Source organism: Streptococcus sp. VTCC 12905 (genome assembly GCF_049893385.1).
GTDB classification, from domain to species: Bacteria; Bacillota; Bacilli; order Lactobacillales; family Streptococcaceae; genus Streptococcus; species Streptococcus suis_AA.
Genome location: NZ_JBMVJC010000031.1, coordinates 1 through 26,250 on the forward strand (window position 1 = coordinate 1; position 26,250 = coordinate 26,250).

The 26,250-nt window shown below is 41.5% G+C and carries 26 protein-coding genes; all 26 read left to right on the forward strand.

Annotated features, from left to right (window positions below; genetic code table 11):
• The first annotated feature begins 100 nt into the window (after positions 1–100).
• The 26 genes from ACPC58_RS09580 (at position 101) to ACPC58_RS09705 (ending at position 25,950) form a co-directional block, all read left to right on the forward strand.
• A complete protein-coding gene (locus ACPC58_RS09580; RefSeq protein ID WP_208573630.1) occupies positions 101–292 on the forward strand; it encodes a hypothetical protein in 192 nt (63 codons plus the stop codon).
• Entirely contained in the window at positions 292–1,182 is an 891-nt protein-coding gene (locus ACPC58_RS09585; protein WP_434065889.1) for a replication initiator protein A, read from the forward strand. Before ACPC58_RS09580 ends, ACPC58_RS09585 begins: the two co-directional genes overlap by 1 nt.
• Positions 1,183–1,446: 264 nt before the next feature.
• Positions 1,447–1,785 carry a hypothetical protein gene (locus tag ACPC58_RS09590; protein ID WP_208573628.1) on the forward strand — a complete coding sequence of 113 codons (339 nt, stop codon included), beginning with the start codon at positions 1,447–1,449 and terminating at the stop codon, positions 1,783–1,785.
• A 95-nt stretch (positions 1,786–1,880) separates the two neighbouring features.
• Complete coding sequence (locus ACPC58_RS09595) at positions 1,881–2,114, forward strand: YdbC family protein (protein ID WP_332068253.1); 234 nt, start codon at positions 1,881–1,883, stop codon at positions 2,112–2,114.
• A 5-nt stretch (positions 2,115–2,119) separates the two neighbouring features.
• Entirely contained in the window at positions 2,120–2,347 is a 228-nt protein-coding gene (locus ACPC58_RS09600) for a hypothetical protein (protein ID WP_234756364.1), read from the forward strand.
• Between the two features lie 20 nt (positions 2,348–2,367).
• Positions 2,368–3,099, forward strand: coding sequence for a type IV secretion system protein (locus ACPC58_RS09605; protein ID WP_434065890.1), 732 nt, complete (start codon positions 2,368–2,370; stop codon positions 3,097–3,099).
• Between the two features lie 45 nt (positions 3,100–3,144).
• Entirely contained in the window at positions 3,145–3,567 is a 423-nt protein-coding gene (locus tag ACPC58_RS09610) for a lactose transporter (protein WP_434065891.1), read from the forward strand.
• Between the two features lie 70 nt (positions 3,568–3,637).
• Complete coding sequence (locus ACPC58_RS09615) at positions 3,638–3,994, forward strand: hypothetical protein (RefSeq protein WP_024396463.1); 357 nt, start codon at positions 3,638–3,640, stop codon at positions 3,992–3,994.
• The gene (locus tag ACPC58_RS09620; protein WP_434065892.1) at positions 3,948–6,314 is read left to right on the forward strand and encodes a VirB4-like conjugal transfer ATPase, CD1110 family; all 2,367 of its coding nucleotides are present in this window, start codon (positions 3,948–3,950) and stop codon (positions 6,312–6,314) included. The genes ACPC58_RS09615 and ACPC58_RS09620 overlap by 47 nt, the downstream gene beginning before the upstream one ends.
• 11 nt (positions 6,315–6,325) lie before the next feature.
• A complete protein-coding gene (locus ACPC58_RS09625) occupies positions 6,326–8,917 on the forward strand; it encodes a phage tail tip lysozyme (protein ID WP_434065893.1) in 2,592 nt (863 codons plus the stop codon).
• Between the two features lie 18 nt (positions 8,918–8,935).
• Positions 8,936–9,598, forward strand: coding sequence for a hypothetical protein (locus tag ACPC58_RS09630; protein ID WP_434065894.1), 663 nt, complete (start codon positions 8,936–8,938; stop codon positions 9,596–9,598).
• A 27-nt stretch (positions 9,599–9,625) separates the two neighbouring features.
• The gene (locus ACPC58_RS09635) at positions 9,626–9,892 is read left to right on the forward strand and encodes a hypothetical protein (RefSeq protein WP_024396459.1); all 267 of its coding nucleotides are present in this window, start codon (positions 9,626–9,628) and stop codon (positions 9,890–9,892) included.
• Positions 9,849–10,886, forward strand: coding sequence for a hypothetical protein (locus tag ACPC58_RS09640; protein ID WP_434065895.1), 1,038 nt, complete (start codon positions 9,849–9,851; stop codon positions 10,884–10,886). Before ACPC58_RS09635 ends, ACPC58_RS09640 begins: the two co-directional genes overlap by 44 nt.
• A 71-nt stretch (positions 10,887–10,957) precedes the next feature.
• Positions 10,958–11,866, forward strand: a complete 909-nt coding sequence (locus ACPC58_RS09645; RefSeq protein ID WP_434065896.1) for an LPXTG cell wall anchor domain-containing protein — start codon at positions 10,958–10,960, stop codon at positions 11,864–11,866.
• Between the two features lie 63 nt (positions 11,867–11,929).
• Positions 11,930–12,469 (forward strand): hypothetical protein, encoded by a 540-nt coding sequence (locus tag ACPC58_RS09650; protein ID WP_434065897.1) that lies wholly within the window; start codon positions 11,930–11,932, stop codon positions 12,467–12,469.
• Positions 12,470–14,311, forward strand: coding sequence for a VirD4-like conjugal transfer protein, CD1115 family (locus ACPC58_RS09655; protein WP_434065898.1), 1,842 nt, complete (start codon positions 12,470–12,472; stop codon positions 14,309–14,311).
• 57 nt (positions 14,312–14,368) lie between these two features.
• The gene (locus ACPC58_RS09660; protein ID WP_208573615.1) at positions 14,369–14,710 is read left to right on the forward strand and encodes a hypothetical protein; all 342 of its coding nucleotides are present in this window, start codon (positions 14,369–14,371) and stop codon (positions 14,708–14,710) included.
• Between the two features lies 1 nt (position 14,711).
• Complete coding sequence (locus ACPC58_RS09665) at positions 14,712–16,439, forward strand: DNA topoisomerase (protein ID WP_434065899.1); 1,728 nt, start codon at positions 14,712–14,714, stop codon at positions 16,437–16,439.
• A complete protein-coding gene (locus ACPC58_RS09670; protein ID WP_434065900.1) occupies positions 16,440–19,664 on the forward strand; it encodes a PBECR4 domain-containing protein in 3,225 nt (1,074 codons plus the stop codon).
• Positions 19,665–19,730: 66 nt separating this feature from the next.
• Complete coding sequence (locus ACPC58_RS09675) at positions 19,731–19,991, forward strand: transcriptional regulator (protein WP_434065901.1); 261 nt, start codon at positions 19,731–19,733, stop codon at positions 19,989–19,991.
• A 203-nt stretch (positions 19,992–20,194) separates the two neighbouring features.
• Entirely contained in the window at positions 20,195–20,569 is a 375-nt protein-coding gene (locus ACPC58_RS09680) for a plasmid mobilization protein (RefSeq protein WP_434065902.1), read from the forward strand.
• A 6-nt stretch (positions 20,570–20,575) separates the two neighbouring features.
• Positions 20,576–22,216, forward strand: a complete 1,641-nt coding sequence (locus tag ACPC58_RS09685) for a helical hairpin domain-containing protein (RefSeq protein WP_434065903.1) — start codon at positions 20,576–20,578, stop codon at positions 22,214–22,216.
• Between the two features lie 160 nt (positions 22,217–22,376).
• Positions 22,377–22,961 (forward strand): recombinase family protein, encoded by a 585-nt coding sequence (locus ACPC58_RS09690; protein WP_434065904.1) that lies wholly within the window; start codon positions 22,377–22,379, stop codon positions 22,959–22,961.
• 240 nt (positions 22,962–23,201) lie between these two features.
• A complete protein-coding gene (locus ACPC58_RS09695; protein ID WP_434065905.1) occupies positions 23,202–23,999 on the forward strand; it encodes a ParA family protein in 798 nt (265 codons plus the stop codon).
• A gap of 65 nt (positions 24,000–24,064) precedes the next feature.
• A complete protein-coding gene (locus ACPC58_RS09700) occupies positions 24,065–24,304 on the forward strand; it encodes a hypothetical protein (protein ID WP_024396444.1) in 240 nt (79 codons plus the stop codon).
• Between the two features lie 308 nt (positions 24,305–24,612).
• Complete coding sequence (locus tag ACPC58_RS09705; protein WP_434065906.1) at positions 24,613–25,950, forward strand: ISLre2 family transposase; 1,338 nt, start codon at positions 24,613–24,615, stop codon at positions 25,948–25,950.
• Positions 25,951–26,250: the final 300 nt, after the last annotated feature.

Sequence of the window (26,250 nt, forward strand, 5' to 3'; positions counted from 1 at the left end):
GTATGTGTCCTAAATTGGGAGAATTGAATAAATAACATTTAGAGAACGTAAAAAACGTTCTCTTTTGTTTTTGCTCAATTAGTCTTAGGAGGATTCAACTATGAAATCAAATCAGAAAAAATTACGTGCTAAACAACGTCAATCAAGAAATATGGTCATTGTATCGTTGATGAATGATACAGGTTGGTCACGTGAGAAAGTAGTTGAATCTTTGAAGGAGCTTGAAGAATATAACTTGATTAAGTTCCCTGAACAAGGTGGCATGATGCTTAAAGTTGGTGAGGTGAGATAATGGCTTACGGAAGAATTTCTTTAGAGCAAGCGCTGAATAGTGATAATTTCTATCAGCTTCCAAAAGTAATCATTGGAACAAAATATTATCGCAAACTGAAAGCAGAAGCTAAATTGATGTTCATGCTTTGTCGTGACCGCTTGAGTGCTTCCCTTGATAGCACTCGTAAAGGTGATTTACGTTTTGTGGATGATATAGGAGATATTTTTATTTACTATGCCATTGAGGACTTAGCAGAAGACCTTGGATGTGGTCGTGATAAAGTTATGAAACTAAAAAGAGAACTCATTAAGTATGGTCTGATTGATGAAGTTAGACAAGGGTTGAATAAGGCTAATCGTATCTACGTCAAGAATGTTATCACGGATATTCAAATTCTAAATATGGAATTTGAAGAAGCTCAAGACCTCTTAAAGACAGTAGAATCAATGGAAGTCGAAAAAACCGACTTCCGGAAGTCGGAAAATACGACTTCAAGAAGTCGTGAAATTAGACTTCAAGAAGTCGCAAATTCCGACTCAACTTATACTAAACAGAGTGAGACTAAAGAGAGTGATATTAAACATATTCTTTCTGAGGATGAGGACGAAAGAACTCCTCAAAATTCTGAAGAAAAGAATCAAAATCAATTATCACGAAAAGTTGATAAAGCTACCCGCTATGACCGTGACTATATTTGGGACTTGGTTCATGACCAGCTCCTCAAAGAAAACTTTTCAGTAACAAGCGCTGATTATGCCATGATTCATTTTGATGTTCGCTATCAGTACGCTTTAGAAAATATAAGGTTTGCCCGTTCATCTGAAATGGTTGCTGAATATGTCTTTAATGGGATTGTTGCTGAATGGAATCAAGCCATTAGGAAACAGCAGACTAAAGGAGTCGGCTAGTTTTAACCCTTGACCCGAGCAAGTCGTAAAACTACTTGCTGTCCCTTGACAACTGAATACCCCCTCTGCCCTGATACAGCGTGACTATGAGATACAAAATTGGGGGCGGAGTGTAAAGCTAGTTATCTAGCCTCAGTCACACATTGCATTATCGCAGGTTTGCCGTTTTGACCTTAAACGGTGCGCATGAAGTACGGATATAGTCCACGTGACTATACAGCATGGGTGTAAATCAACCTAAATTTATTCGAGAAGGAGAAAAGAATGAATAAATTTGAAGACCTTGCAAACAATGAGGTTTGCATCAGAGACTTAACACAATTAGGACGTGAAGGTGGTGCTTCAGCCTATCTTGACAGTGGTGAGATTTTGACGTTAAGGCCAAAGTATGGCACGCTGAAAAGAAAAGGTTATGTCGCAGGAAAACCAATGACCGTTGAGCTTAAAGTTGAGTACAAAGATGTCTTTTCAGCAATTCGCACGATTGAAAGAAATGGAATTTTAATTGCGAGAAGGTGTCGTTTTGGATTGACCAACATTCTTAGGCTAACTGGGACAGGCTATCACCGCACGTGGAAAGGAAAGACAGGAGGACATTCATGACTGATTGGAAAAATGGGCATGGTTGGAGCTTTGAAGACCAACAGGAAGAAAGAAACCAGTCTGACCGTCACCCGAAAAAAGACAACAATGAGCCTATTCGCTTTGAGGTGGTCGAGCATATCGCAACCTTATCCACCACTGAGACGGGATGGCAAAAAGAATTAAATATCATTTCATGGAATGATGCCGAGCCAAAATATGATATTCGGTCATGGAAAGATGACCATTCACGAGTTGGCAAAGGTGTCACGCTTTTCAAGGACGAGATGAAAGTCCTTGCAGATGCAATCAAACAAATCAATTTAAACGAAAATCAGAAAGAGGATTAAAAATTATGGATACAGCAGTTAGTGTTTTTAGAATTGTTCAAGCAGTAGTCGTTATTACAGGACTTGTATGGGTTCTTTCAGGAGCTATTGACTTCTTTGGTGGTCGAAACAATAATGATTCTATGCGCCAAGAAAAAGGCTCAAACTCAATGGTTAATGGGGGTGCAATCGGTGTCATCGGGGCAGCAGTTTGCCAAGCGATTATCGCAGCACTTCAAAATATTTCTGTTTAAGTCGAAAGGAGCTAGAGTGAATGGATAATATCACAAATTCTCTAGCTGAATATAGTTCAACAGTCAATCAGTATGCGGATAAAATCGGAAATGCCTTGTTACCAGTAGCATCTATCTTGATTCTGACTTTCTTTCTCTTTGATATTATGTCATGGAATAGACGGCTAGGACAAGAGGGCGGTAGCTTAACCGTTCAGCTTTGGATGGAAGTAGCGCTAGGCTATGTCATCGCCTTTATCTTGGTGTACAACTTTTCAGCCATTTTCGATTTCATCGTCTTGGTATTTAACAGGGGGATTGCTCTTGTAGATGGCGTATTACCTAAAAAGGATTTCAGTGCTGATGTTGATACGTCTGGCATTAGCGGATGGGTATTGAAACAAATAGTAAAATTTATAGGTTGGGGGACAGAGTATTTAGGTGGTGTCTGCGCAAACATTCTAGTATTTATGAGATTCTTCCAAATGTATATCTTGAAAGCAGTCGGTCCACTGATTATAGCGTTTTTCATGTCAGAACAAACAAGACAAATTGCAATTAACTTTTTCAAGCTTTTTGCATCCTACGCCTTGCAAGGATTGCTTTTGATTATTATCATGAAACTTTACCCCGCTTTGGTCGCAGATGATATGTTTAAAGCTGGGGATGGCGATTTTGTGACAGCTTTTGCATCGATTGCAAAAAGCATTGTCTATATCATTGCGCTTTTTGGTAGTCAACGTTTGGCAAAAACTCTTTTGAATGCCATGTAAAAACGCTCAAAATTTGGTAAAATAGACGTATTAGGAGGTGAGGTCATGTCAGAAACCAAGTATCATTTTAGACGAGAAGGAAACCATATCACGCTATCGTCGTCTCAACGTCAGAGCGAGCAGGAAGGACGCCCAACGTTCATTCAGCCAATCGCTCCTAAGCGAGCTAAACGCTCAATTTGGTCAAGAATCAGTTCGTTCTTTAGCTGGTTCTTTGCTATTCTCATGATGATGATTAGTTTTCTGATTGCAACGCCTTTCTTTATCCTAAGCGTTCTCTGGAACTGGGTGGTTATGTTTATTGGGCTGTCTATTTTTTGGGTTTTAGCTTTCTTTGCATTTCATGCGTTTGTTTTAGATAGCGTAGAAGCAGGGAATCCATTTGAATCAGGTTGGACTGTATTTATTATCCTTATGATTGCTTTGGTAGGTGCTATCTTATCTACGATTGGTCAAATAAAAGAATAACCAAAACTGAAACTGTTGAACAAACACTTTGCACGGCAAGGTGTTTTTATTGTAGCTAGAAAGAGGTTGTATGAACAAACTAGGAAGCGAGTTCCTGAAGGAGTTTGACAACTATGAAAGACCGATAGCCTTTGGTATGACCAAACGGCTATTAGTGATGATGGTTGGCATAGGGATAGTGGTCAGCATCACTATCACCATTTCCTTAATGGGACTCTCGGAAATTTTCATGTACCTTGTGGCGCTTCTCATTGCCCCGCCCTTTGTTATTTATGGGCTAGGTTTTGATGAATCGTTCAAAGATAAGGTACTGTTTAATCTCAAAGTCCAAAAACGGGCATATATCACTGAATTTGAGGAAGGAGAGGAGTTCACGACTGATGATTTTAAATCTTGGAAGAAAATCAAAGAAACTGACGAAAGCTGAAAAGGAACGTAAAGCACGGCTGAAACGCTCCTTAAAGGCTTCCACTCAGAACACGATAAAATACAATAGCCTATTTGAAAATGGGCTGATGCACATTGCAAAAAATGAATGGTCACGAACCTACCGCTTGGGAGACGTGGCTTATCTTTCAGCCAATCAGGATGAAAAGATTGACGTGATTGACACACACGCCGAAGCGCTCAACTCACTAGATGCAGGGACGACTTTTCAGCTCTTAGTCATCAATCGCAGGATTGAAGACAATGCCGTTGACCAAATAAAATATGATGAAGTGGGTGACGGCTTTGATAATTTCCGCAAGGAATATAATGAGATGATTGAAAGCCGTTTTTCAAGTGATTCAAAGAATTTTCAGGTTGAAAAATATGTCACCTTAAAGACAGAAGCCTACAATCGAGGGCAGGCAGATGCTAATCTGAGTGAATTAGGCAACTCCCTTGAAAATCAATATTCTCAGATGGATATTGCTTTTGAGGAAATGGACGGGAAGGCACGGCTAGATGTGTTTGCGGAGCTACTTCTAGGGAAGCACAAACTCCCGTACACTTTCCGAGATATAGCCTTGTCTGAATTGCATACCAAAGATTTTATCGCCCCTAACAGGCTTCATTTTTTGGAAAATCGTTTCCGTATCAATGAAGGGGTCGCTAAGGTCATGTATGCCCGAAACTTCCCAACCTTCCTGACTGACCGCATGATTAAGAACTTAACGGATATTGGCGTTGAATTGGCTATCACGGTTCAAGCTGAACCTTATGAGCCTTCAGGCTTCATGAAGAAGATTAACAACGCTGACACCACCATCAAGGCTGAGATGGTTAAGGCACAACGTTCAGGGGCACAGGAAGGGATTGACCAAGAATTGGCGGTTAGTGGTCGAGCACGTGAGGTCTCTGAATCTACGAGACGGTGGAAGGAAGAGATTGACGACAATGACCAAAAAGCCTTTTCAGGGCTGATTGCCATTTATTTTAAGGCTGAAGATGAAGAGGAGCTGAAAAGTATCACGGATAAAATTCAGACCGCTTCCCGTAAGGTGGGCGTAGATTTTCAAGAATGTTATTACTATCAGGAGGAGGGACTAAACACCATCCTTCCTATCGGTCATACCTTCTTAAATGTCAAACGTCGTTTTGTCCGTGATATGACCACAGCCAACCTTGCGACTCAAGTTCCCTTTACTAACGTTGACCTCAAATCAGAAAGTGAACGGGCGCTATACTACGGACAAAATCAACTGTCTAACAACGTTATTACCGTTGACCGTAAGGCTGACCTGAACACAGGGTCAGGCGTGGTACTTGGGTCTTCAGGGTCAGGGAAATCTGTTACCGTGAAGACTATGGAAATTATACCAACCTACCTGAAGAACCCTGAAGACCGTATCATCATTGTTGACCCTGAAGATGAATACTCTGATATTGGGCGAGAATTTGGGGCGCAGTTGGTGGATATTTTCATCGGGTCTAAGTCTCATTTGAATCTGATGGACTTGCCTGATGTGAGTCAGCTGAAAGATGAAGATGATGACCCTATTGGGGATAAGTCGAACTTGCTGATGGGGTTGTTTGAGTCCATTCTTGAAGAAGTGGGAGATATTCAATACACGATTATTGACCGTGTGACCCGTGAAACTTACAAACGCTTTGAAGGAGTCGATAGAACCCCAACCCTCAAGGATTGGCATGATATTCTTCAGGAACAAGAAGAACCTGAAGCGCATGAGCTAGCTCTGAAATCAGAAATCTATGCCAAAGGGTCACAAAATATCTTTGCGCATGAAACCAACGTTGATATTACTGACCGCTTTGTGGTCTTTAATTTGAAACGCCTATCAGGGAAACTCAAACCCTTTGCCATGATGGTTATTCAAGACTATATTTGGAATCAGGTTGTCGCTTCACAAGGGAAGTTGACCACTCGCATCTACTTTGACGAGGTTCAACTCTTCTTCAAGGAAGAAGCACAGGCAATCTTCTTTACAGAACTTTATTCTCGGGTTCGGAAATATGGAGCGATTGCCACAGCCATCACTCAAAATATTGAAACCCTGATGAATAAGGAAGAGGGGCGGAAGTTGGTGTCAAATAGTGAGTTCATGATTCTCTTGAAACACAAGAAATCTGACCTTGAAGCTCTTGCAAAAGCTATTACCTTGACCCCGACCCTCATCAAGTATATTGAAAAACCAAAAGCAAAAGGGACAGGCTTGATTGTCGCAGGTCAGGTGGTTGTTCCTTTTGAAAATCCTATTCCTAAACACACAAGACTGTATGAGCTTGTGACCACAGATGCTTAGGAGGTGTACCGTTGTCAAGACAAACAAGACGAGACCTCCGAGATGCCAAACGTGAGTACAAGGAAGCCAAGTCTGACCTCAAGACAACGAAAACCAGCTATAAGCAGGCTGAAAAGACGGAAGCACGGCTTCTGAACCCTAAAACGGATGCTGAAAAGCGTTATTTGGGACAGAAAACAAAGGCAAGACGGAAGGTCGCTAGTAAAGAACTTGAAACTCTAAAAGAGAATAAGAAGAACGCTAAAGCCAAAAAGCGACAAGCCATTCAACGAAACGGAGGAACAAACCTTCAAAAAGTCGGACGAGTTGCGCATCATCAGGCTTCTCAAGCCGTGGATTCTGCTTTTCAGGATAATGACGTTTTAGAAGATATTGCTTCAGCCCGTCAAAATATCCGCAGAACACACGCTGAAGTGAGACAAGCTAAGAAGTTGGGCAATTATACCGTCAAGATTGGAAAGGGCGCAACACGGGGCATATACGGGGCAGGAAATCGCACCTATAACCTTGTCCGTGGTCGTGGTTTTACGAGAACCCCAGTACGAAATCGATGGGAAACAAAAGCCAAAACAAAGTATGACCGCTTGCGGATGCGACTAAGAACTTCAAAAGCGGGTAAAACTGCAAGCGCCACTAAAAAAGTTGGGGCAAAGGTGGCTAAACCAGTCCTGACGTTGCTGAAAAATCCCTTATCAGCCAAAGCCTATATCATCATGTTTCTTGGTATCTTCCTTATCGCCCTTCTTGGTGCTATTACAGGTGGCGGAAGTACCACAGTATCACAAAATGAATTTGACCTCACGGACACTTGGACATACTTATCCAAGATCGACCGTGAGAAGTCAAATGATGAAGTGGACTATTGGACAGATATTGACTCTATCATGATGTTTATGGGGTATAAACATGAAGACTTTACCCTAGATGCCAAGTATGATGAAAAAGACAAAAAGTGGTATCAAGTCAAACATTCCTATAGAGAGTTATTGTCTGATATATGGGAGCAGTTAAACGGGGATAAAGATAACTTGAAGACGATGGCGGATATTTACACGTCAACGGATAACAAGTATCTGAAACTCAGTAAAGATGCTATCTCAGATTATGATGAAATCCTAGCCCAAGCTAAGCAGGTTGGCTATTATATCACTTATAATGACCTTGACAATCCTTTCAATAACCAAGTCAGCGATGAAGAGCTTTCTCCAATCCGTATTGATAAACGCTTTGGCTATACGTCTAAAGACAAGATGTATAACGGTTCTGTTTTGCAGGCAAATCAAGGCGACAAACTCTATGCGGTTATGGAGGGAAGAGTCATTATCGAAGGGAATGATGTGACCCTCAAGACTAAAGATGCTCAATTCACTTATAAAAATGTGGCACGGATTCGAGTTAAAAACGGAGACAGGGTCAAAGCAGGCGATGAAATCGGTGAAGTGAGTGACACGGCTGGTCAAGAAGTCTATTACAAGAAACTCAAGAACAGGAAAAAGAAAGAATGGGCTTGGGTCAATGTTGGCTTTTACTTGCCAAAAGTAGAGTACAATCAGACCACGTCTGTCATCTCAGATATGAATATTGACGGTGATATTGGTAAGAAAATCACTAGCATCTATAACTATCTGAAGAAGAAAGATAATACCATCACTATCAATGGCGTTTCGGCTATGCTAGGGAACTTTTGGACGGAAAGTTCCATCACCGCTAAACGTGCTGAAGGGGATTATCTGAATCCACCTGTTGGGGCATCCGCTAACTCATGGGAAGACCCTAATTGGTTGAATATGGGAAATATGGAAATCTATAACGGTATCTATCCTAATATCATCCACCGAGGGCTTGGACTAGGGCAGTGGACGGATACGGCTGAAGGTTCAACCCGTCACACAGCACTCCTCAACTATGCCAAAGCAAAAGGCAAGAAATGGTATGACTTAGAACTTCAACTTGACTTTATGTGGGATGGCGATAGTCCATATTATATCCAAACGTTGAAGGATATTCTTCATTCAAAGGATGATGTCAATACCCTGACTAAGAAATTCTTGGTTTATTGGGAAGGTAATGCAGGCGATAAGTTAAAAGAACGGCAAAATAATGCTCAACAAGTGCAGTCCTATCTGCAAAATCCAACAGCAGGCGGTACAAGAGGCGGAAGTGCTACTCTTCAAAGTTCTTGGGACTTTCCTTCTGAGTATGCTTCTAAACTGAAAAGTTATCCTTCAGCAGCCACCGTCACGCAGTCCTTATCAGGAAATTCCTATCCAGTCGGTCAATGTACATGGTATGTATATAATCGTTTAGTCGAAGCAGTTTCTCCAGCCTATAATTGGCTTGGAAATGGTCAAGATTGGGTCAGAAACCTTGTAGCTAAAGGTTGGAAATTTAGTAACACGCCAGTAGCTGGTGCAGTCGTATCAGTAGCAGGAGGATTTGGTTATACCCTTCCAGCCTATGGTCACGTGGCTTATGTGGAATACGTCAATCCTGATGGGTCATTTCTCATTTCAGAATGTAACGTCTCAGGCGTTCAGAATAAAATCCATTGGGCGGTATGGACAAACCAAACTTACTATACGTTTGCGATTCCGCCAAAATAAAGTTCAGAAAGGAAGACTATGATAGATTTAAAAAAACTCAAGGCTTTGAAAATAATCGGCTATGTGTTTTTGGTCATCGTGGCGGTGGTGGTCGGTGTGGGCATCGGTCAATCACTATCAGGTGGTCAGACCAAAACCACCAAAACAGAAGCTAAACAAGAGTCCACAGAAACGGCACTGACTCAAGAGCAGGTTGAGGATTTCCTGATTAGCTATTTCACGAAAAAAGACCTTGGCGAGAACAGAAACCGCTATAAGGAATATATGACGGATGGACTTTACCAGCAGGAGGTCGCCAAAGAAGAAGAGCCAACGAGTCAGACCTATAAAGGCTTTGTCGTTGACTTTGCATACAAGTCATCAGAAATCTTTATCAATCAAGAAGATTTGTCTGTCATTGTACAAGTCAACTATGTCAATACACTTCTTGATGAAAAGAAAAATTATGATACTGCTCAAAAGGATGTTATGAATAAGCTCACGCTTCGTCTCACTTATGTCAATGAGAACGGAACACTCAAGGTCAATAAGATGGAGTCCATCATATTGACAGACCAAACGGGAGACTATGGCATCCTAGATAACACTACCACGTCATCAGAGGAGACAGAAAGCTCTTCAGAAGACACGTCAGCATCTGAAAACAGCACTGAATCAAGTACTGAAAAAGATGCTTCTTAACATTAGTAACCGAAAAGGAGAAAAAGAATGGTCACTAGAAAATCACAAAGCCAAGGGCTGAAAGCAAAAACAGAAAAATTGGAAAAAGAGCTTGATAAAGTACAATCTCAAAAAGCTCAATTGGTCACCAAGGAAAAAGAGCTGACTAAGCAACTGAAAGCCACCAAAGCTGAGTATATTGTCGCTTTGATGAGTGAATCAGGTAAATCTATTGAGGAGCTGGAACGCTTCGCAAAGGATAAGGCTGAAGATGCTACTGAGAATGGCGGTGACGGTCATGTTCCGAATTACTAATCTTCAAACCCGTCAACAAGAAACTTGCGCTAATCGGGATGAACTTTTATCTGTCATCAATGAAAAATCGGTTTGGGCTGAAGATAGAAACGAGATTTTCACACTTCAGTTGGAACAGTTGTCAGAAGATGGGGAGATTCTAGATAATACGAGCTTGTCCCTTCCTCTTCAGTCTATCGTTGAGGAAGCGCTTGACGGTTTTGGGCTGAAGCGAGAGAAGAAGGGTTTTGCTTTTCTTCAACGTCACAAGACACAGCCCAAAGTCAGCGCTTCTGAGGACGTTTCTGAAGAAGAACCCGCACAATCAGCTGAACTTGACCTCTCAGAGCCAATCTCAGCACCACTTGAAGCAGAAGAACTGACAGAAGCACCTGAAAAGGAGCTGAAATCAAATCCGCATCGCTTGGAACTTGAAAAAACACAAGAGCAGTTGGTTGAGACGGCTGAAAAACCGTCTTCCAAAACTCAAAAAGTCTCAGCTCCCAAAGGCAAGAAAAAGGCAACTCCTTCAAAAGTCCCACGTCAAGCCAAAGCAAGACCAGCATCAATAGGACTTATTTGGAAGGTGCTTGCGATTGGAGCGTTAGGCTTGTCTATCGCTTCGTTTGCCTTACTTCAGCAACAAACCCAAACCATCAAAGCCCTTGAAAACCGTGTGACTCTTGAAGAGCATCAGGGTCAGGTCGAGGTGGTCGGTCGCTTCTTTATTGCCAACTACTATTCAGGCAGAGATGACAACCTCAAGGACTTCTTGAGTAAGGACTTGAAAGCTGAAGGCGTCTCAGCCAAAACAGATGAGCAAGTCCAGTCAACGATTTATGAAGGGGTCTCTCAAAAGAACGACACTATCAACGTAACCTTTGTGGTCACAACCAAGGATGACGATGACACCATCAAGACTGTCCGCCTTACCCTTCCTTTTCAGGAATCAGAGACGGCAACTTATGGCTATGTGTTAGTCGGTCAACCGAAATTCTCTAGCTTTGGAGAATAAGAATCGCTATAAAAATCAATATTAAAATAGCTATTTTAATCACTATCACTAATCAAAACGAGGGAAAGAAAATGAAAAAATGGACTAAAATGATGACACTCTACTCAGTTGCCGTATTGGCATCCGCAAGCTCATTGACCGCTTTTGCGGATGAGAACGTGCCAGCAACGGACACCCGAGCGGTGGCAGTAGAGTCAACGATTGCCAATTCAACAGCTACACCGTCAGATGATACCACTACGCCAACTGTCCCAACAGACCCAGCTGAAACGCCAACCGTGCCATCAGACACAACAGGGGGCGCTGTGGTCACTCCAACAGACCCTAATGCGACTGTTCCGACTGAACCATCTACAACTGAACCAGCGGACACCACAACGGTCACACAGCCTTCAGACACGACTGTACCCTCAACAGATGGGACAGCAAACACACCAACAGAACCAAGCACCACGACTGAACCAAGTGAGCCAGCCCAGCCAACAGAACCAACGACAACAAACACAACGCCATCAGATGGCGATGGGACAGGGACTGTAACTGTTCCAACGGTAAACGGTGGGACAACAACCCTGACCCCAAATCCAGCAATTCCAACCAATAACCCTAATGTCTCAGCACAGACAGCGGTGAATGCAGGGGCTAGCCAAGTTGGGACAACCTCAACGGTAACGGGTCAAGTGGTCTCTAACGTTTCCCCTTCAGCTCCAGTTTACACCAATACAGGCTATCAGATTGTTTCCACACAAAATAGCCAAGTTGTGGTGGCATATAACGATGGAACAACAGCAACAGTTGCTCCTGAAGTGGTAGGAGGAGTTGTCAATGCGGACAAGACAATTTCTGTTAAGACCAATACAGGTGAAACAAAAACACTCCCAACAACTGGCGAAAAGGAAAATGCAATGCTAACAATTTCAGGAATTATCACGATGCTAGGAGCGTTCTTATTCAAGAAAAAAATGGTCAAAGATAATTAAGTCAAATCAAGCGTTTAATCACGAGAGATTAAGCGCTTTTCTTTTTAGAAAAGGAGGACATAAATGGAACAAGAACGAGTCGGGATGAAAATAGCGGATGTTTACAAATTGACAGGGGAACTCTTCTTGAAGGCTCTCTACTATGCTATTGAAAATGGCTATCAAAGTGTCAAAACCTATGCTGAAAATAAGACCTTTTCCGATAAAACCAACTGGAATCAGTTCATGGCGACAAAGGAAACCAAGCACTTTGAAACCTTTTTAAATAGTGAAGTCAACTCAGAGCGCTTAGAAGAGTATCTGAAGGGCTACGAGGTGGGCTTTTCTATCAAGGACAATGGTGACGGGACAAGTACGATTGCCATCGATGCGAAAAATGTTCAAGCCCTAGAAGCCAGCTTTAAAGGAGTTATCAATGATTTAACAGACCCCAACAAGGCGGAAAAGCTCAAGGAGAACCTTGTTAAAAGCCCTAAAAACATGACCTTAAATGAAAAACTTGCTTACTACAAGAAGCAGGTCAAAGCTGAAATCAAGGCAAAAGCACAGGTCAAAACTAAAGCACCTAAGAAGACGATTGCCAAAGATGAAAAGGGGTTATAGATGGTTACGGAACAAAAGAAACGGAAATTTTTGCCCTACCTTATTGTGGGGCTGATAGTCTTTTATGTGACGCATTGGTTGGTCAAACTCTATGCTATTGCACCAGCCACAGAAGGCGTGATTTTAGTGGATAGTGCCCGTTTGGACTGGATGATGGCGAATTGGTCAAGTAAGTCACTGATTGACTTTGACTTCACACAACCGAGCTTGTACGGTGGCGGACTGGCTTTCTTTGTCGTTCTCCTGTTTTACTTTCGCATCAACGACAAAGGGCGCTACCGCTACGGTGAGGAATACGGTTCAGCGAGATATGCCACGGTCAAGGAGATAGCTTCTTTTAGGGATAAAGAGCCTGAAAATGATATGATATTCAGCCAAAATGGACGGATGGGACTCTTTAATAAGCGCCTTCCCTTTAACAAGCAACTGAACAAAAATACCCTGACGGTCGGGTTGCCAGGGGACGGGAAAACTTTCACCTTTGTCAAGCCCAACCTGATGCAGATGAATAGTTCTTTTGTCATTACTGACCCTAAAGGACTTCTTGTCCGTGAAACAGGCAAGATGCTTGAAGAACACGGCTACAAAATTAAGGTCTTTGACCTTGTGAGCCTGACCAATTCCAATCAGTTCAACGTCTTTCACTATATGCACGATGAGCTAGATATTGATAGGGTGGCTGAAGCGATTATCGCAGGGACAAAACGCTCTGACAATACGGGAGAAGACTTCTGGAATCAGGCGGAAATGCTCCTGATGCGGGCGCTGATTGGCTACCTTTATTTTGACGGGAAGGTACTGAAGAAGTATGAGCCAAACATTGCACAAGTCGCAGACCTCCTGAGAAATATCAAGCGAGACGATGAAGACACGCCTAGCGTGGTTGAACGGATGTTTGAAGAGCTAGAAGCTGAACTCCCTAATAACTACGCTAACCGCCAATGGGAGCTTTTCAATAGCAACTTTGAAGGCAAGACCATGACCAGCGTGCTGTCTTTGGCTTCTTCACGGTTTGCGGTCTTTGACCATGATGCCGTGAGAAACCTGACCGCCCGTGATTCTATGGAAATGGAAAAATGGCAGATGGAGAAAACGGCTGTCTTTATTGCCATTCCTGAAACAGACAAGTCTTTCAACTTCATTGCGACTACCATGTTTACCATGATGTTCAGACAGCTCCCAATGACCGCTGATGAGATTTTGCAGGGCAATCATCCCACGTGCAAACCTGAAGAATTGCTTCATATCAGGCTGATTCTTGATGAGTTTGCCAACTTTGGGCGCTTTCCTAACTTCACGGAGACCCTTTCATCCGTACGGTCACGTGAGATTTCGATTGATATTATCATTCAAGCCATCAGTCAGCTGAAGGCACTCTATAAAGACCAATGGGAGACTATCTTCAATAACTGTGCTACCTTGGTCTATTTGGGAACAAATGACAAGGAAACGATGAATTACTTCTCTATGCGGAGCGGTAAGCAGACCATCAATGTCAAGAATCAATCTAAAACACGGTCAACACAAGGCTCAAGCAGTGAGTCTATTCAGACCATCCAACGTGACCTATTGACTCCTGATGAAGTGGCACGTATCGGGGTAGATGAAGCCCTCATTTTTATCTCTAAACAGAATGTCTTCAGGGATAAAAAGACTAACGTGCTTCAGCATCCAAGGTCTAAGGAGTTAGCCAATAGCCCAAGTGATGCGAATTGGTATCGGTACATCCGTTCCATGAATGATATGGATGATTGGGATGCCAATGTCAATCATGAACGCTTAATTGAAACTAATGCAGATAAAATCTTAGCGACTGAACTTCCTTTTGAGAAAGTTGCCTAGATTGATGTTAAAACCTGTTAGGAAGTCTAACAGGTTTTCTTAGTTTGGAGGAAAACCATGAAGGAAACGAAACAAAAATCAAGGGGGATAGGATATTTTGAAACCGTCTTTTCAGCGGTTGACTTAGCCACAATGGCTGAAGCACTCAAGCGGTTTGCGCTTGAGCAAGCCGTCACAGCAACCAGTGAAGAAGGAGAGGTCTTGAATCAGTTCGTGTCAACGCTGATTCAGACACTAGACCTAGAAGCCTTTCAAGCAGTCGCTCCTCAACTCTTCAGCTATCCAACGAGATATCAGGAAGTCCTTGAAGTTGAGGAAGTCAAGGCAACTGAAGAGGAACTGAATTATCTGAAGGACAATATTGATGCACTCCTTCAGGAGAAAGTCGAGGTAAAGTAAGATGAAATACGTGGTACTTGCTGAAAAGCCTGACCAAGCCAAAAAGTACGCTCACGCTTTGGGTCAGGCAACCAATGACAAGGGGGCATGGCGAGTCAAGACAGACCTGCTAGACGGTCAGGTGACGGTCGTTTCAGCAGTTGGTCACTTGGTCGAGATAAAAAATCCTTACCAGAACTATGAAAATTGGAACTTATCCAACTTGCCAGCATTCCCTGAAGCCTTCGAGTATGAGGTTAAGGCTGATAAGAAAAAGCAGTTTAACCTGATTAAGCGTGAAGTCACTCAAGCGGATTGTATCATCATAGGAACGGATGCAGACCGTGAAGGGGAATCCATCGCCTATCTCATTTTAAGGCTGATTCCAAATGCGCTGAAGAAGGTCAAATATCGCCTATGGGTTAATTCCTTAACAGATGCAGGGATTATCAAAGCCTTTCAACACTTGAGACCAGCAGAAGAAACTCGTAAATATGCGGAAGAAGCGGAAGCACGTGCCAAATCAGATTGGTTGGTGGGCTTTAACTTCAGCCCGTGGACGTCTCTGAAACTTCAGGAAATGGGGTATCTTGGCGAGAAAGACAAGAAGTTTTCAGTTGGACGAGTACAGACCCCAATAGTATCTCTCATTGTCGAGAATGACCTTGCGATTGATGCTTTTGTCTCTCATCCTTTTTGGAAAGTCGAGCTTGTCGATGATGCAGGGACAGTCTTCAAAAATAAGGAGCAATTTGAGACCCTAGAAAGCGCTCAGGAAGCCCTCAAGGCTCTTGGGGGGGAATCGGTCGTCAAAACCATTCAAAGCGAAAATAAGGCGGTTTCTGCGCCGAATTTGTACCATCTAACAAGCCTTCAGTCAGAAATGAGTAAGAAATTTCATTTTGACTCCGCTTATACGCTTGAAGTGGCTCAAAAACTCTATCAAAAAGGGGTCACGTCCTATCCACGAACTGACCATAAAGTGATAACCCCTAATGAGTTTGAAGTCTTGGTCAAGCATCTAGAAGATTACAAAGCGATTCTTGGCATCGATACAGACTTTTCCAACACACAACCACGCAAGAAGTACGTGCAAGATAAGCAGATGGAACACTATGCCATTATCCCAACGGAAAACACGGCTGACGTGGCAAGCCTTGAAGGAGATGAAAAGACCGTTTACTTGGAAATTCTCAAGCGAACGCTTCTCATGTTTGCGCCAGATTATCGGTATCAAGCCACTCAAGTCACTCTTGAAAATAACGGACAAACCTTCAGCGCCAAAGGGAATGTGATGACCTCTGAAGGCTGGACTCGGCTTGCGGAGAAGAAAAATAAGGACTCTGTCCTTCCTGTCTATCAGGAGGGGGATAGAATCGCCACTGAAGTCCAAATCAAAGAAGACAAGACCAAACCACCAGCCCGTCTGACAGAAAGCAGTCTCCTTGATGATGTCCTTCCTAAATATAATTTAGGGACACCAGCGACACGAGCAGGCATTATCAAGACTATTATTGACCGTGACTATATCACAAGGGATAAGAAAACGGGGCAACTCTTTCCAACGGACAGGGGCAAGATGCTAGTCCTTTTCTTGGATAATCTTGAAGTCATGTACACGAACCCCGAAACAACGGGGAAATGGGAGACAGCTCTTCAGTTGGTTGGTCAAGGGCAAAAGTCGAAAGAATGGTTCATCGAGCAGACCAAAAAAGCTATCAGGGCACAATTAGAGAAAGGAGCAAGCTAAATGGCAAGTATTGACGAACTCAAGCAACTAGCCATCCTTGAGGTGGCTGACAGCTTAGGGATGCAGTTACAACGAACAGGAAGCCATACTTACGCTTGGATGGAACACGATTCTTTCACTATCAACGTCAGGGACAACTATTTCAACTGGTTTGCCCGTTCAACTGGTGGGGATGTGATTAAGATGGTTCAAGTTGTTCAAGAAGAACTGACAGGTGAAAAACTCTCTTTTAAGCAGGCAAAATACTTTCTAGAGGAAGGCAGTTTTGACGTGGTTGATGTGACAAACGTGCCTGAAAAAGAACCCTTCAGCTATTATCTTGAGCCTTATGAGACCAAATTCATTGAAGCGAGGGACTACCTAAAAGACGTGAGGGGCTTGTCTGATAAGACGATCGATTTTTTCGGAGAAAAAGGCGTCTTATCACAAGCCACTAAAAAGACGGGTGACTACTTTGAGCCAGTCATCGTCTTCAAGAGCCTAGACCGTCAGAATGAAGTCATAGGCGCATCTCTACAAGGCATTAAGGAAAATCATGAGCTATACGAAAGAGGGCGCTTAAAACAGATTATGAGGGCTTCAGATGGTATGACAGGGATGCACGTTGATATTGGGACACCAAAGCGCTTAGTCTTTGCGGAAGCCCCAATAGACCTGATGAGTTATTATGAGCTTCATCAGGACACCCTTCAGGATGTCCGCTTAGTCGCTATGGATGGCTTAAAAGAATCAACGGTCAGCCGTCACGTGGCGGAGCTATTGGCAGAAACTGGTGCTATTAAGGCAGAAGTCGAGCAAGACAAAATTCCAACCTTCTTAGCCAATATGGCTGAGGTCACAACCTTCTTTCATGGTGGCAAGCATGACGACTTCATCACGCTTGCCGTTGATAATGACGATGCTGGGCATACCTTCATTGAGCGCTTGACAGCTAAAGGGATTGGCTTGACTCAAGACCTTCCACCGAGAGCAGAAGGTCAAAATAAGATGGACTGGAATGACTACCTGAAGGAAAGCAAAGAAAAAGCCCTTGACCGAAGTCAAGAGCTGAATGAGCAACAAAAAAAGGAGAGGACGTATCTACGCATGGGTTCTTTACAGCCCGAAGCTGAAGGTAGCACCTCACCCGTACTTGAAACAAGTACCTTTGAACGCTCTGTTACCAGTCGCCCTACAATATCCTCTCAGTACCTACATTTTAGCATAACTAATGAGCTGAAGTCAAGAAGAACACGCCTTGAGCATTCGGTCACTCAACAGGAATTAGTCAAAATCAATAGACGAGGGCATGATATTCAGGAAGCAGCCCGATTCTATCGGGATGAGTTGGCGAATACCACAGTCAGTTATTTTACTTCTGACGGGAATGTGGCACAAGTCAATTTCCAAGAGAAAAACTTCATGCACTTGACGGGATTAAAACCTTTGGGCGAAGGTCAGACACCTGAAAAGACCTTACATGATTTTGCGAGTGGAGGAGAACATGCCTATCCTGATATGTTATTGTCAAACGACTCTTCAGCCCTAAATAAAATCAAGGTTCTCCCAGACCTGAGCGTTGCCCTAGAACTGGATTCTTTTTACTTTGACAATCTTCAAGGGATTGAGCGGTATGAGGGACGTTTTGACAGTCTTATCAAGGCAGATGATAAAGATATTATGCTTCTGTTTCGAGCAGATACAGAAGACGGTACAGTTCCCGTCTCAGTCTTCAAGGCGAGAAAAGTTCTCAATACTGAACTGGAACAAGCAACCAAAAATGAAATCATCGGCATTTATCGTGAACGTGATGGCGTGATTGAAGAGATAGCTTTGAATCATGAAAAAGTCACTGATGGCGGTAAAGCTATGATGGAAACTTTGAAAGAACTTCAATCTGTTGAACCTTTCAAAGATGAACCAAACTTACAAAATGGAGGACATCAAATGGCAGAAAATCAAGACCAAAATTTATTGAATCGCTTTGAACAAATCCTTAAAGAGGATGAGGAGAAAAAGCAAGCTGAAGAACAACGTCAAGAGCTGGAACGTGACTCAGATGGGGATGGTATTTCTGATGAGCAGGAGAAAAATCAGGGAACAAATCCCCTTAGCCCTGATACAGATGGTGATGGAAAATCTGATAATGAGGAAGTTGGTTATGGGTCAAGTCCTTTAGATGTTGACCATCCCAATTCTCAAAATTCTTCATCAGTAAAACCAACTAGAACTGTCGCAGAACTGATTGAAGCAAAAGACAGTAAAGGACTTTCTCAGCTATTGAAGGATGGTGTCAATGATTATTTTGAATCAGATACCTACAAACAATACCTTGAGACAATGAGCAAGTTTCACAACTATTCTCCGAGAAATATTCAGTTGATTATGACTCAAAATCCTGATGCTTCTCATGTGGCTTCTTTCAAAAAGTGGAAGGATGATTTTGAAAGAAATGTCAATAAAGGCGAGAAGGCTTTACGAATTTTTGCCCCGATTACGCTAAAAAGAAAAAACCCTAAAACTAAAGAGCCACTACTTGATGAGAATGGCAATGAACAAACTTACACGTCCTTCAAACTTGTACCTGTCTTTGATGTCTCACAAACCAGCGGAAAAGAATTAGCTAAACCTATCTATGACCTTGAAGGAACTTATGAAGATTATGGCAACCTCTACAAGTCAGCAAAAGAGGTATCTGAAGCTAATGGCGTTCCCCTTTCTTTCAGCAATGACACAGGAACAGCCAACGGCTATTTCTCCCCCAAAGACAATCATATTGTGATTAAACAAGGGATGTCTGAGCAACAAACCCTAAAAACTATTTTTCATGAAATGGCACATTCAGACTTGCACAATTTGAAAAAATTACAAGAAGCGCCACTGAAAAGAAGTACCGCAGAACTACAAGCGGAGTCAGTCGCTTTTGTCGTTGCCAGCCATTACGGACTGGATACAAGTGAGTACAGTTTCGGTTATTTGGCAACATGGTCACAAGACCCTGAAGGGCTATCTGACCTTGAAGCGCAAATCAAAATTGTCCAAAAAGAAGCAGATAGCTTGATTTCAAGAATTGATAAATCACTTGAAAAATACCAAAACAAGGAACTGACCAAAGATGCTTTTCAGGAAAAACTGAACCGACTGAAAACCAAAGAAAAAGAAAAATCAGTTGAGCCTAAAGAGAAAGCGCAGGCGAAAGACGAACCAAAAAAAGCGCAGAAGAGCGACAACGAGATGAGCCTGTAAAAGACCTTGTCGCTCAATTATCAGCAGGCTTTATGAGTCGTAGAAAACAAACGGAGGACTAACACCATGAACGACACTATCGAAACAACCTTACTTCTCAACCTCTTCTATTTTGAGAATGGAGCGTATGCAAGAAATGACAATTTCATTGAAGCCAAGCGCAGAAAAGCCATCGCCCTTTTAGATGAGGATGCGGATGAACTAAAAGAAATTGACCCTGATTTAGCTGAAGAATACCAAGAGACTATTAGCTATCTTGACTCTCTTTCAGATGAAGACTATCAGTCATTAAAAATGGAGTTGCTTCAACAAGTTGAAGTCAACTAAAGTCTGAAAGACGACTAAGGGGCTTGGGGAAATTCCCCAAAACTTGAAAGATTGACCCGTCCCCATTTTGGCAGAATTGCCATATTTGGGGAGTGGGGAAATCTTTTAAATTTCGCAAGGTGCTATCACCTTGCTATGCTTGCCAGTTTGAAAAGTATAGGGGGCTATGGCTCAGATGTCAAGTAAAATGAAGGAGAAAAAATATGAGTGACCCAAAAAAGTTATATAGACAAATCCAAAAAATTATGAGAGTAACACCTCAAGAGAATGAGCTTATTAAGCAGAGGATGGCATACCATAATTTTTCAAATTTCAATACCTACGCCCGTTATATGCTTTTGACAGGTGAGGTCGTAAAGGTTGATTATTCTGAACTGATAAAACTCAGAACGGAAATCAATCGGATTGGAACAAATATCAATCAACTTGCCAAATATGTCAACACAAATGAAGAGATAAGTCTTGAATCTTATCAATCTTTGCAGGACTCACTTTCTGAAATTAAACAGATGATGAATAACAAAATTGATAAAGAAATGTCGCTAACAGAAAAACTCTTAAAAGAGAGAAGAGGTTAACCGTCTATGGTCGTTACAAAAGTTAAGCAGATAAAATCCGTTAATAAGCTATCAGAAGGACTCAAATATATTGAAGATGGGGCAAAAACCATTGGGGCAGAATTACTTGATTCTAATTTAAACTTCCCTGTAAAAATGGTTAATGGTAAACCTGTATCTCAACTGGTTTCAGGAAATTTGATAATTGATTTAGAATCAGCTTATTCTGAAATGATGCAACTGAAACAACTTGCCAATTTAGAAAAAGGCAGACCAATCAATCAAGAGGAGATAGGAACTAATGAAGTTTTGGCACACCACGTCATTCAGTCCTTTTCTCCTGAAGACAATCTGACACCTGAGCAAGTTCACGAGATAGGACGAAAGACTGCTCTTGAGTTGACAGGTGGAGGTCATCAATTTGTGATTGCCACTCACATGGACAAGGGACATTTGCATAATCACATTTATATCAATTCCACTAATTCGATAACCTTGAATAAATTCAGATGGCAGAAAGGAACGAAGAAAGCCCTTGAACAAATTTCTGATAAGTATGCGGATTTAGCAGGTGCTAAAATCCTTGAACATAAAAATCGATTTGGTCACAAAGAATATTCTGCTTATCAAAAAGAGAATATCTTCAAGCTAGAAATAAAGTCCCGTCTTGAATTTCTTCTGAAGCATTCAACCAGTCTAGCGGATTTTCAAGAGAAAGCAAAAGCGCTAGGTCTTGCAGTTGATTTTTCGGGTAAATATGCCAAATACAAATTACTAGATAAAGAGCAAAAGAGGAACACAAGGGATAGCACTCTATCCAAAAAGGGGCGGTATTCTTTGGAGCAAATTGAAGAGCGGATAGCTAAAAATGAAATCGTCCATCCGCTAGAATCTATTAAAGATGAGTATGACAAAGAGCAAGCAGAAAAAGCGGAAGACTTTGAAATTCGAGTCAAGATAGAACCGTGGCAGGTAGAACATGAAACTAACACAGGTATCTATCTTCAAATGCAGTATGGGATAGCTAATCAAGGAATGGTCAAAATTCCAAGTCGATTAGTTGATAAACAAGAGGACGGGAGCTTTGATATTTTTATCAAGAAATCGGACTTTTTCTATTTCATCAATCCTGACAATTCCACCAGTAACAAATTTATGAAAGGGTCAACGCTTATCAATCAGCTTGCTTATGAGAGTGGAGAATATATCTTGACCAAGAACCCTAATATTTCCAAGTTGGATTTACTGGTCAAGGAATATAATTACCTAGTCAGTCATAATGTATCTGATTCTGACCAGTTTCATGAACTACGTGACCGCTTTATTGCTCAAATTGAAGAAACACAAGATTCATTAGACAGGCTTGATGATAAAGTGGAACGCTTGAACAAAATTGCTTCAGCGCTTGAAGATATTCATTCAGAAAGTCCGATTGATGCAAAAGTAGCTTATCAAGTTTTGGAAGAACTCAATATTTCGCCATCAGTCAATCCAAAAGAGATTGAAAAACAGGTTGTTGAGGTTTCAATCGAACGGAAAGCCCTGAAGGAAAAATTTGATAGTATTGTTAAAGACTTTACTCAATATGAAAAACTTGAGAAACACGCTCAAGCAAGAAGACAAGAAATTTCTCCTCAGAAAAATGACCCTGAAGAAATGGAAAGATAGGCTGAGAAAAATCACCGCCAACGGCGATCGATTTTTCAGTGAAATAAAATTCTAAGGCTAATGGACAATAGGGTATGCCCTATTGTCCTTAAACATGGCACTTGATTTTATGGGGTTTTACAAGCGGACAATAGGGTTAGGCAAAATATGGAGGTAGAAAATGGATAAAATCGGCTATGCTAGAATCAGCGCTTCAGACCAAAACATGGCTAGGCAACTGGAACAACTAAAGGGGGTTGATAAACTGTTTCAAGAAGCTATGAGCGGAGCAAGTAAAGACCGCCCTCAGCTGAAGGCGATGCTTAATTATATCCGAGAAGGGGACAGAGTCGTTGTGACTGAGTTGGAACGATTGGGAAGAAACAACAAGGAACTGACCGAGGTCATGAATGAGATTCAGACCAAAGGGGCAACTTTGGAAGTTCTGAATCTTCCTACACTTCGTGGGATTGAAGATGATAACCTCAGACGGCTTTTGAACAACCTGATTTTGGAGCTATACAAATATCAGGCACAGGCTGAAAGGGAACGTATTAAGGAAAGACAAGCGCAAGGTATCACCATTGCAAAGACACAAGGTAAGTACAGGGGACGTAAAGCCCTTTTTTCAGATAATGACAGCAGATTGAAACACGCTTTTGAACTCTATCAAAAAGGCTATACAGATAAGGATGTGGCGAGCTTGACAGGCATCAATGAGAGGACGTTCAGACGGTATCGTAAAAAATATGACATAAAAAGATAGTGATAAAAATATTGATTAAAATAATGATTTTAATATTGATTTTTATAGTGATTTATATTATAATAAGACTATAGAAAAAGGGAGAATGAAGATGATTATTGTGACAAGTAAAGACAAGGAGAACTGAATCGTATTGAGGATAAGTCCCTAGAAGAAGTTCAAACTCAATACAAATCGTGGTTTCCGCTGACTTTTGATGAATTACGATTTGAAGAAATCAGCTAGAGAGGAAGATAAAGAATGAAGCTCATTAGTTTTGTAGCTATTAAGGGTGGAGTAGGAAAAACTACCCTAGCCCTTCTAAATGGTCAGTACCTAGCTAGTAAAGGGTACAAGGTCTTATTTATTGACCTTGACCATCAGTGCAACCTGACACATTTCTATGATGTTTATGAAGACACGTCAACTGTTGCCAATGTTTTTGCTGGTTCGGATGATGTTGCTATCTTGTCTGTTGCTCCTAACATTGACCTCATTGCTGGGTCAATGAAATTGGATGAATCGGAAAGAAAGCTAGAAACTGACCCTAATCAAAATATGTATCTCTATGATTGGCTGGGGGATAATTTAGAGTCCAAAAATCTTGACCAATACGATTATGTCATTTTGGATTGTCGTCCCGATTTTGGGATTGCGACAAGAAACGCTATCGCAGTCAGTCACACGCTTTTTAGCCCAATTACCCCTAGTGATTTTGCTTTTGAAGCTAAGGAGAATTTAGAAGTTCGCCTAGAACAATACCGTAAGACGGAAATTGTCCGCCCTAGTCGGGAATCATTGATTACGGCTCACCTCTATTTCTTGCCAAATATGATTAAGCATAATACGGCAAAATCAAAAGAGCTATTAGAAGCCTTGAAAACTGATTCTTCAGTCGTTGGTCTAATTCCTCAAAAGGAACTGTTTAACCGTGCCACCAAAGATGAAACGGTTATAGACATGATGCTTGACTCAACATTGAAGAGGGAACATAAGAATTTCTTTTCAGCCTTGACTGACACATTGAATGAGCTTCAGGAACTCACAGATATGGCTTAATTTTTATCATTATATATATCACTATTTTAATCATTATAAAAATCACTATCGAAAAGAGGTATAGCATGGCGTTTGAATCTAAAAAAGAGAAAATCAGTAAAGTCCTTCAAGAAGAGATTAAAGACCCTAAGCCACAAAAGAAACGAGGGCGAAAAGCTGGTCGTCCATCAGGGAAGACCAAATTTCCTTATCAGTTTACACTGAAACCCCAAAATCGGGAAAAGCTGGATAGAATCGCAGAAGCATCAGGATATAGTGGTGCATCCACCTTCCTTGATGAGTGGATTGAACAGTATCAAGAATAAATATCATGATTTTAATATTTATATAAATCACTATTTTAATCAACATAAAAAGAGGCTTTATGGATTTCATCACGAGATTAAAGGCTGAAGAAAGAAACTCAAGGCACTACAAAGAAGTAGCCCCCAGCAAAGAAGAAGACCTTTCTCTTTAGATAGCTATTTTAACCATGATATAAATAGCTATTAAAATCAATATAAAAACAATGATAAATATTATTGTAACAATAGTGACCTTTCCAAATGGAGAGGTCTTTTTTTATTGTCCTGATTTCCGTTATAATAGACATATTGTAAGAAAAGGGGAAGAGATGATGCTGGATGAGAGAGTTTTTTCAGAACGGTTAAAAACAGACAATCAGAAAACATTTTTGAAGATGATTGAAGACTATGAGAAGTCTATTGCCCCAAGTATGAGAGCACAGGGATTCAAAAGAATCAATCAGAAGGAGCGGACAGTTATTTTCTCTTTTGGGGAAATGACTTTTTCAAGGAGTAGATGGAAAAAAGGTGATACGGTTAGAATCCCAGTAGATGAAAAATTAGGACTTGAGCCACGGTCACGATTTTCTCAAGAACTCCTTTACCAAATTACAAGGCTGTCTAACTATATGCCCTATCGGAAAGTAGTTGAAGTGATGGAGCTTCTCAAGTCAATCTATATCACGAAGAATACTGTTCAGCATGCCCTCGATGTCGCAGGTCAGCTCCTAGAGGATAAGGCTGACTATGATTCCTTATCAGCAGATAGGTTATCCGATAGACCAAGCAAAATCAAAGCCAGACGGCTGTATATTGAAGGCGATGGCGTTTGGGTTAAACAATCCACCCCAAACAAGAAAGGGAAGTCCGTAGAACTCAGCCATTTTGTCGTCCATACAGGGAGTAAGACAGGTAAAAGAAATATCCTGAAGGATAAATTTGAGGTCATATCGACACACTATCATCAGGCTAAAGACAAACTCCTTGATTTGATTATGGAGCGCTTTGAGCTAACGCCTGAAACGGTCATTGTAACCAACTCAGATGGTGGAAAGGGCTACTCTCCTAATCTCTTCAAGGAGCTTGTCAGTGGGTTCAGACCTAAAGAACATTTTCATTTTTGGGATGCTTTTCATGTGAATCAAGCCATCAAGACACAGCTTAGACCTTTTCCTTCAGAACTGACCAAGCAGGCATTTCAAGCCCTCAAAAATAGGGATAAGAGTCAGCTGAAGTTAGTATTAGATACAGCTGAGTCTTTGATTGATAGTGATGAGAAACTAGAAAACTTTCAACGCTTCAGACGGCAACTCTTGAGAAATTTCAAATACACGGAAAGTCCTGAAACGTTTGGTCTATCTACAAGTGGTATAGGTATCATGGAGTCTCAGCATCGTAAAATAACCTATCGGATGAAAAACAGGGGGATGTATTGGAGCAAAGAAGGCGCAGATACTATGAGTCAGACTATTCTTTTGAGTCATGCAGGAGAATTGAGAGACCTCTTTTTTGGAGAATGGCGACAATCCTATCAAAAAATAAAAGACCAAGAGAGTAATCTCCTTGGTCAATTTTGCAATGTCCAATCCTCCTATACATTGCCCCAGTTAAAACGTCCGAATGTTAAGCCGAAATATGGTGTAAGCCTTACAGATGAAAGAGACTAAATATCAAAAAAACCTTGAGATGTCAAGGTTTTTGATAATATTTCCATAGAAAATGCTTGCATTTTGATATGATTGTGGTATAATATAATCATAGGAAAACACGAAGAAAAGACGAAAGGTGCGCTAACACCTTCCGCCTTACCGATTAAACAAAAGGCACTTGTTCAATCAGTTTAGATATATTGTAACATCAACAGAGCAATAATTCAAGACTGAAACAAGAAAAAAGTCCAAGTGTTTCGGTCTTAATTTTCGTTCTCTTGATGCTTTTTCAGTTTCTCCTAAAAACAGACACATTCA

What these genes read in the sequence shown, in the direction of transcription:
- ACPC58_RS09645 (WP_434065896.1), top strand. Translation starts at nt 10,958, where the DNA reads ATGAAAAAATGGACTAAAATGATGACACTCTACTCAGTTGCCGTATTG.
- ACPC58_RS09620 (WP_434065892.1), top strand. Translation starts at nt 3,948, where the DNA reads ATGATTTTAAATCTTGGAAGAAAATCAAAGAAACTGACGAAAGCTGAA.
- ACPC58_RS09675 (WP_434065901.1), top strand. Translation starts at nt 19,731, where the DNA reads ATGAACGACACTATCGAAACAACCTTACTTCTCAACCTCTTCTATTTT.
- ACPC58_RS09700 (WP_024396444.1), top strand. Translation starts at nt 24,065, where the DNA reads ATGGCGTTTGAATCTAAAAAAGAGAAAATCAGTAAAGTCCTTCAAGAA.
- ACPC58_RS09680 (WP_434065902.1), top strand. Translation starts at nt 20,195, where the DNA reads ATGAGTGACCCAAAAAAGTTATATAGACAAATCCAAAAAATTATGAGA.
- ACPC58_RS09580 (WP_208573630.1), top strand. Translation starts at nt 101, where the DNA reads ATGAAATCAAATCAGAAAAAATTACGTGCTAAACAACGTCAATCAAGA.
- ACPC58_RS09585 (WP_434065889.1), top strand. Translation starts at nt 292, where the DNA reads ATGGCTTACGGAAGAATTTCTTTAGAGCAAGCGCTGAATAGTGATAAT.
- ACPC58_RS09600 (WP_234756364.1), top strand. Translation starts at nt 2,120, where the DNA reads ATGGATACAGCAGTTAGTGTTTTTAGAATTGTTCAAGCAGTAGTCGTT.
- ACPC58_RS09670 (WP_434065900.1), top strand. Translation starts at nt 16,440, where the DNA reads ATGGCAAGTATTGACGAACTCAAGCAACTAGCCATCCTTGAGGTGGCT.
- ACPC58_RS09660 (WP_208573615.1), top strand. Translation starts at nt 14,369, where the DNA reads ATGAAGGAAACGAAACAAAAATCAAGGGGGATAGGATATTTTGAAACC.
- ACPC58_RS09685 (WP_434065903.1), top strand. Translation starts at nt 20,576, where the DNA reads ATGGTCGTTACAAAAGTTAAGCAGATAAAATCCGTTAATAAGCTATCA.
- ACPC58_RS09650 (WP_434065897.1), top strand. Translation starts at nt 11,930, where the DNA reads ATGGAACAAGAACGAGTCGGGATGAAAATAGCGGATGTTTACAAATTG.
- ACPC58_RS09615 (WP_024396463.1), top strand. Translation starts at nt 3,638, where the DNA reads ATGAACAAACTAGGAAGCGAGTTCCTGAAGGAGTTTGACAACTATGAA.
- ACPC58_RS09705 (WP_434065906.1), top strand. Translation starts at nt 24,613, where the DNA reads ATGATGCTGGATGAGAGAGTTTTTTCAGAACGGTTAAAAACAGACAAT.
- ACPC58_RS09695 (WP_434065905.1), top strand. Translation starts at nt 23,202, where the DNA reads ATGAAGCTCATTAGTTTTGTAGCTATTAAGGGTGGAGTAGGAAAAACT.
- ACPC58_RS09610 (WP_434065891.1), top strand. Translation starts at nt 3,145, where the DNA reads ATGTCAGAAACCAAGTATCATTTTAGACGAGAAGGAAACCATATCACG.
- ACPC58_RS09630 (WP_434065894.1), top strand. Translation starts at nt 8,936, where the DNA reads ATGATAGATTTAAAAAAACTCAAGGCTTTGAAAATAATCGGCTATGTG.
- ACPC58_RS09590 (WP_208573628.1), top strand. Translation starts at nt 1,447, where the DNA reads ATGAATAAATTTGAAGACCTTGCAAACAATGAGGTTTGCATCAGAGAC.
- ACPC58_RS09640 (WP_434065895.1), top strand. Translation starts at nt 9,849, where the DNA reads ATGCTACTGAGAATGGCGGTGACGGTCATGTTCCGAATTACTAATCTT.
- ACPC58_RS09665 (WP_434065899.1), top strand. Translation starts at nt 14,712, where the DNA reads ATGAAATACGTGGTACTTGCTGAAAAGCCTGACCAAGCCAAAAAGTAC.
- ACPC58_RS09655 (WP_434065898.1), top strand. Translation starts at nt 12,470, where the DNA reads ATGGTTACGGAACAAAAGAAACGGAAATTTTTGCCCTACCTTATTGTG.
- ACPC58_RS09690 (WP_434065904.1), top strand. Translation starts at nt 22,377, where the DNA reads ATGGATAAAATCGGCTATGCTAGAATCAGCGCTTCAGACCAAAACATG.
- ACPC58_RS09635 (WP_024396459.1), top strand. Translation starts at nt 9,626, where the DNA reads ATGGTCACTAGAAAATCACAAAGCCAAGGGCTGAAAGCAAAAACAGAA.
- ACPC58_RS09605 (WP_434065890.1), top strand. Translation starts at nt 2,368, where the DNA reads ATGGATAATATCACAAATTCTCTAGCTGAATATAGTTCAACAGTCAAT.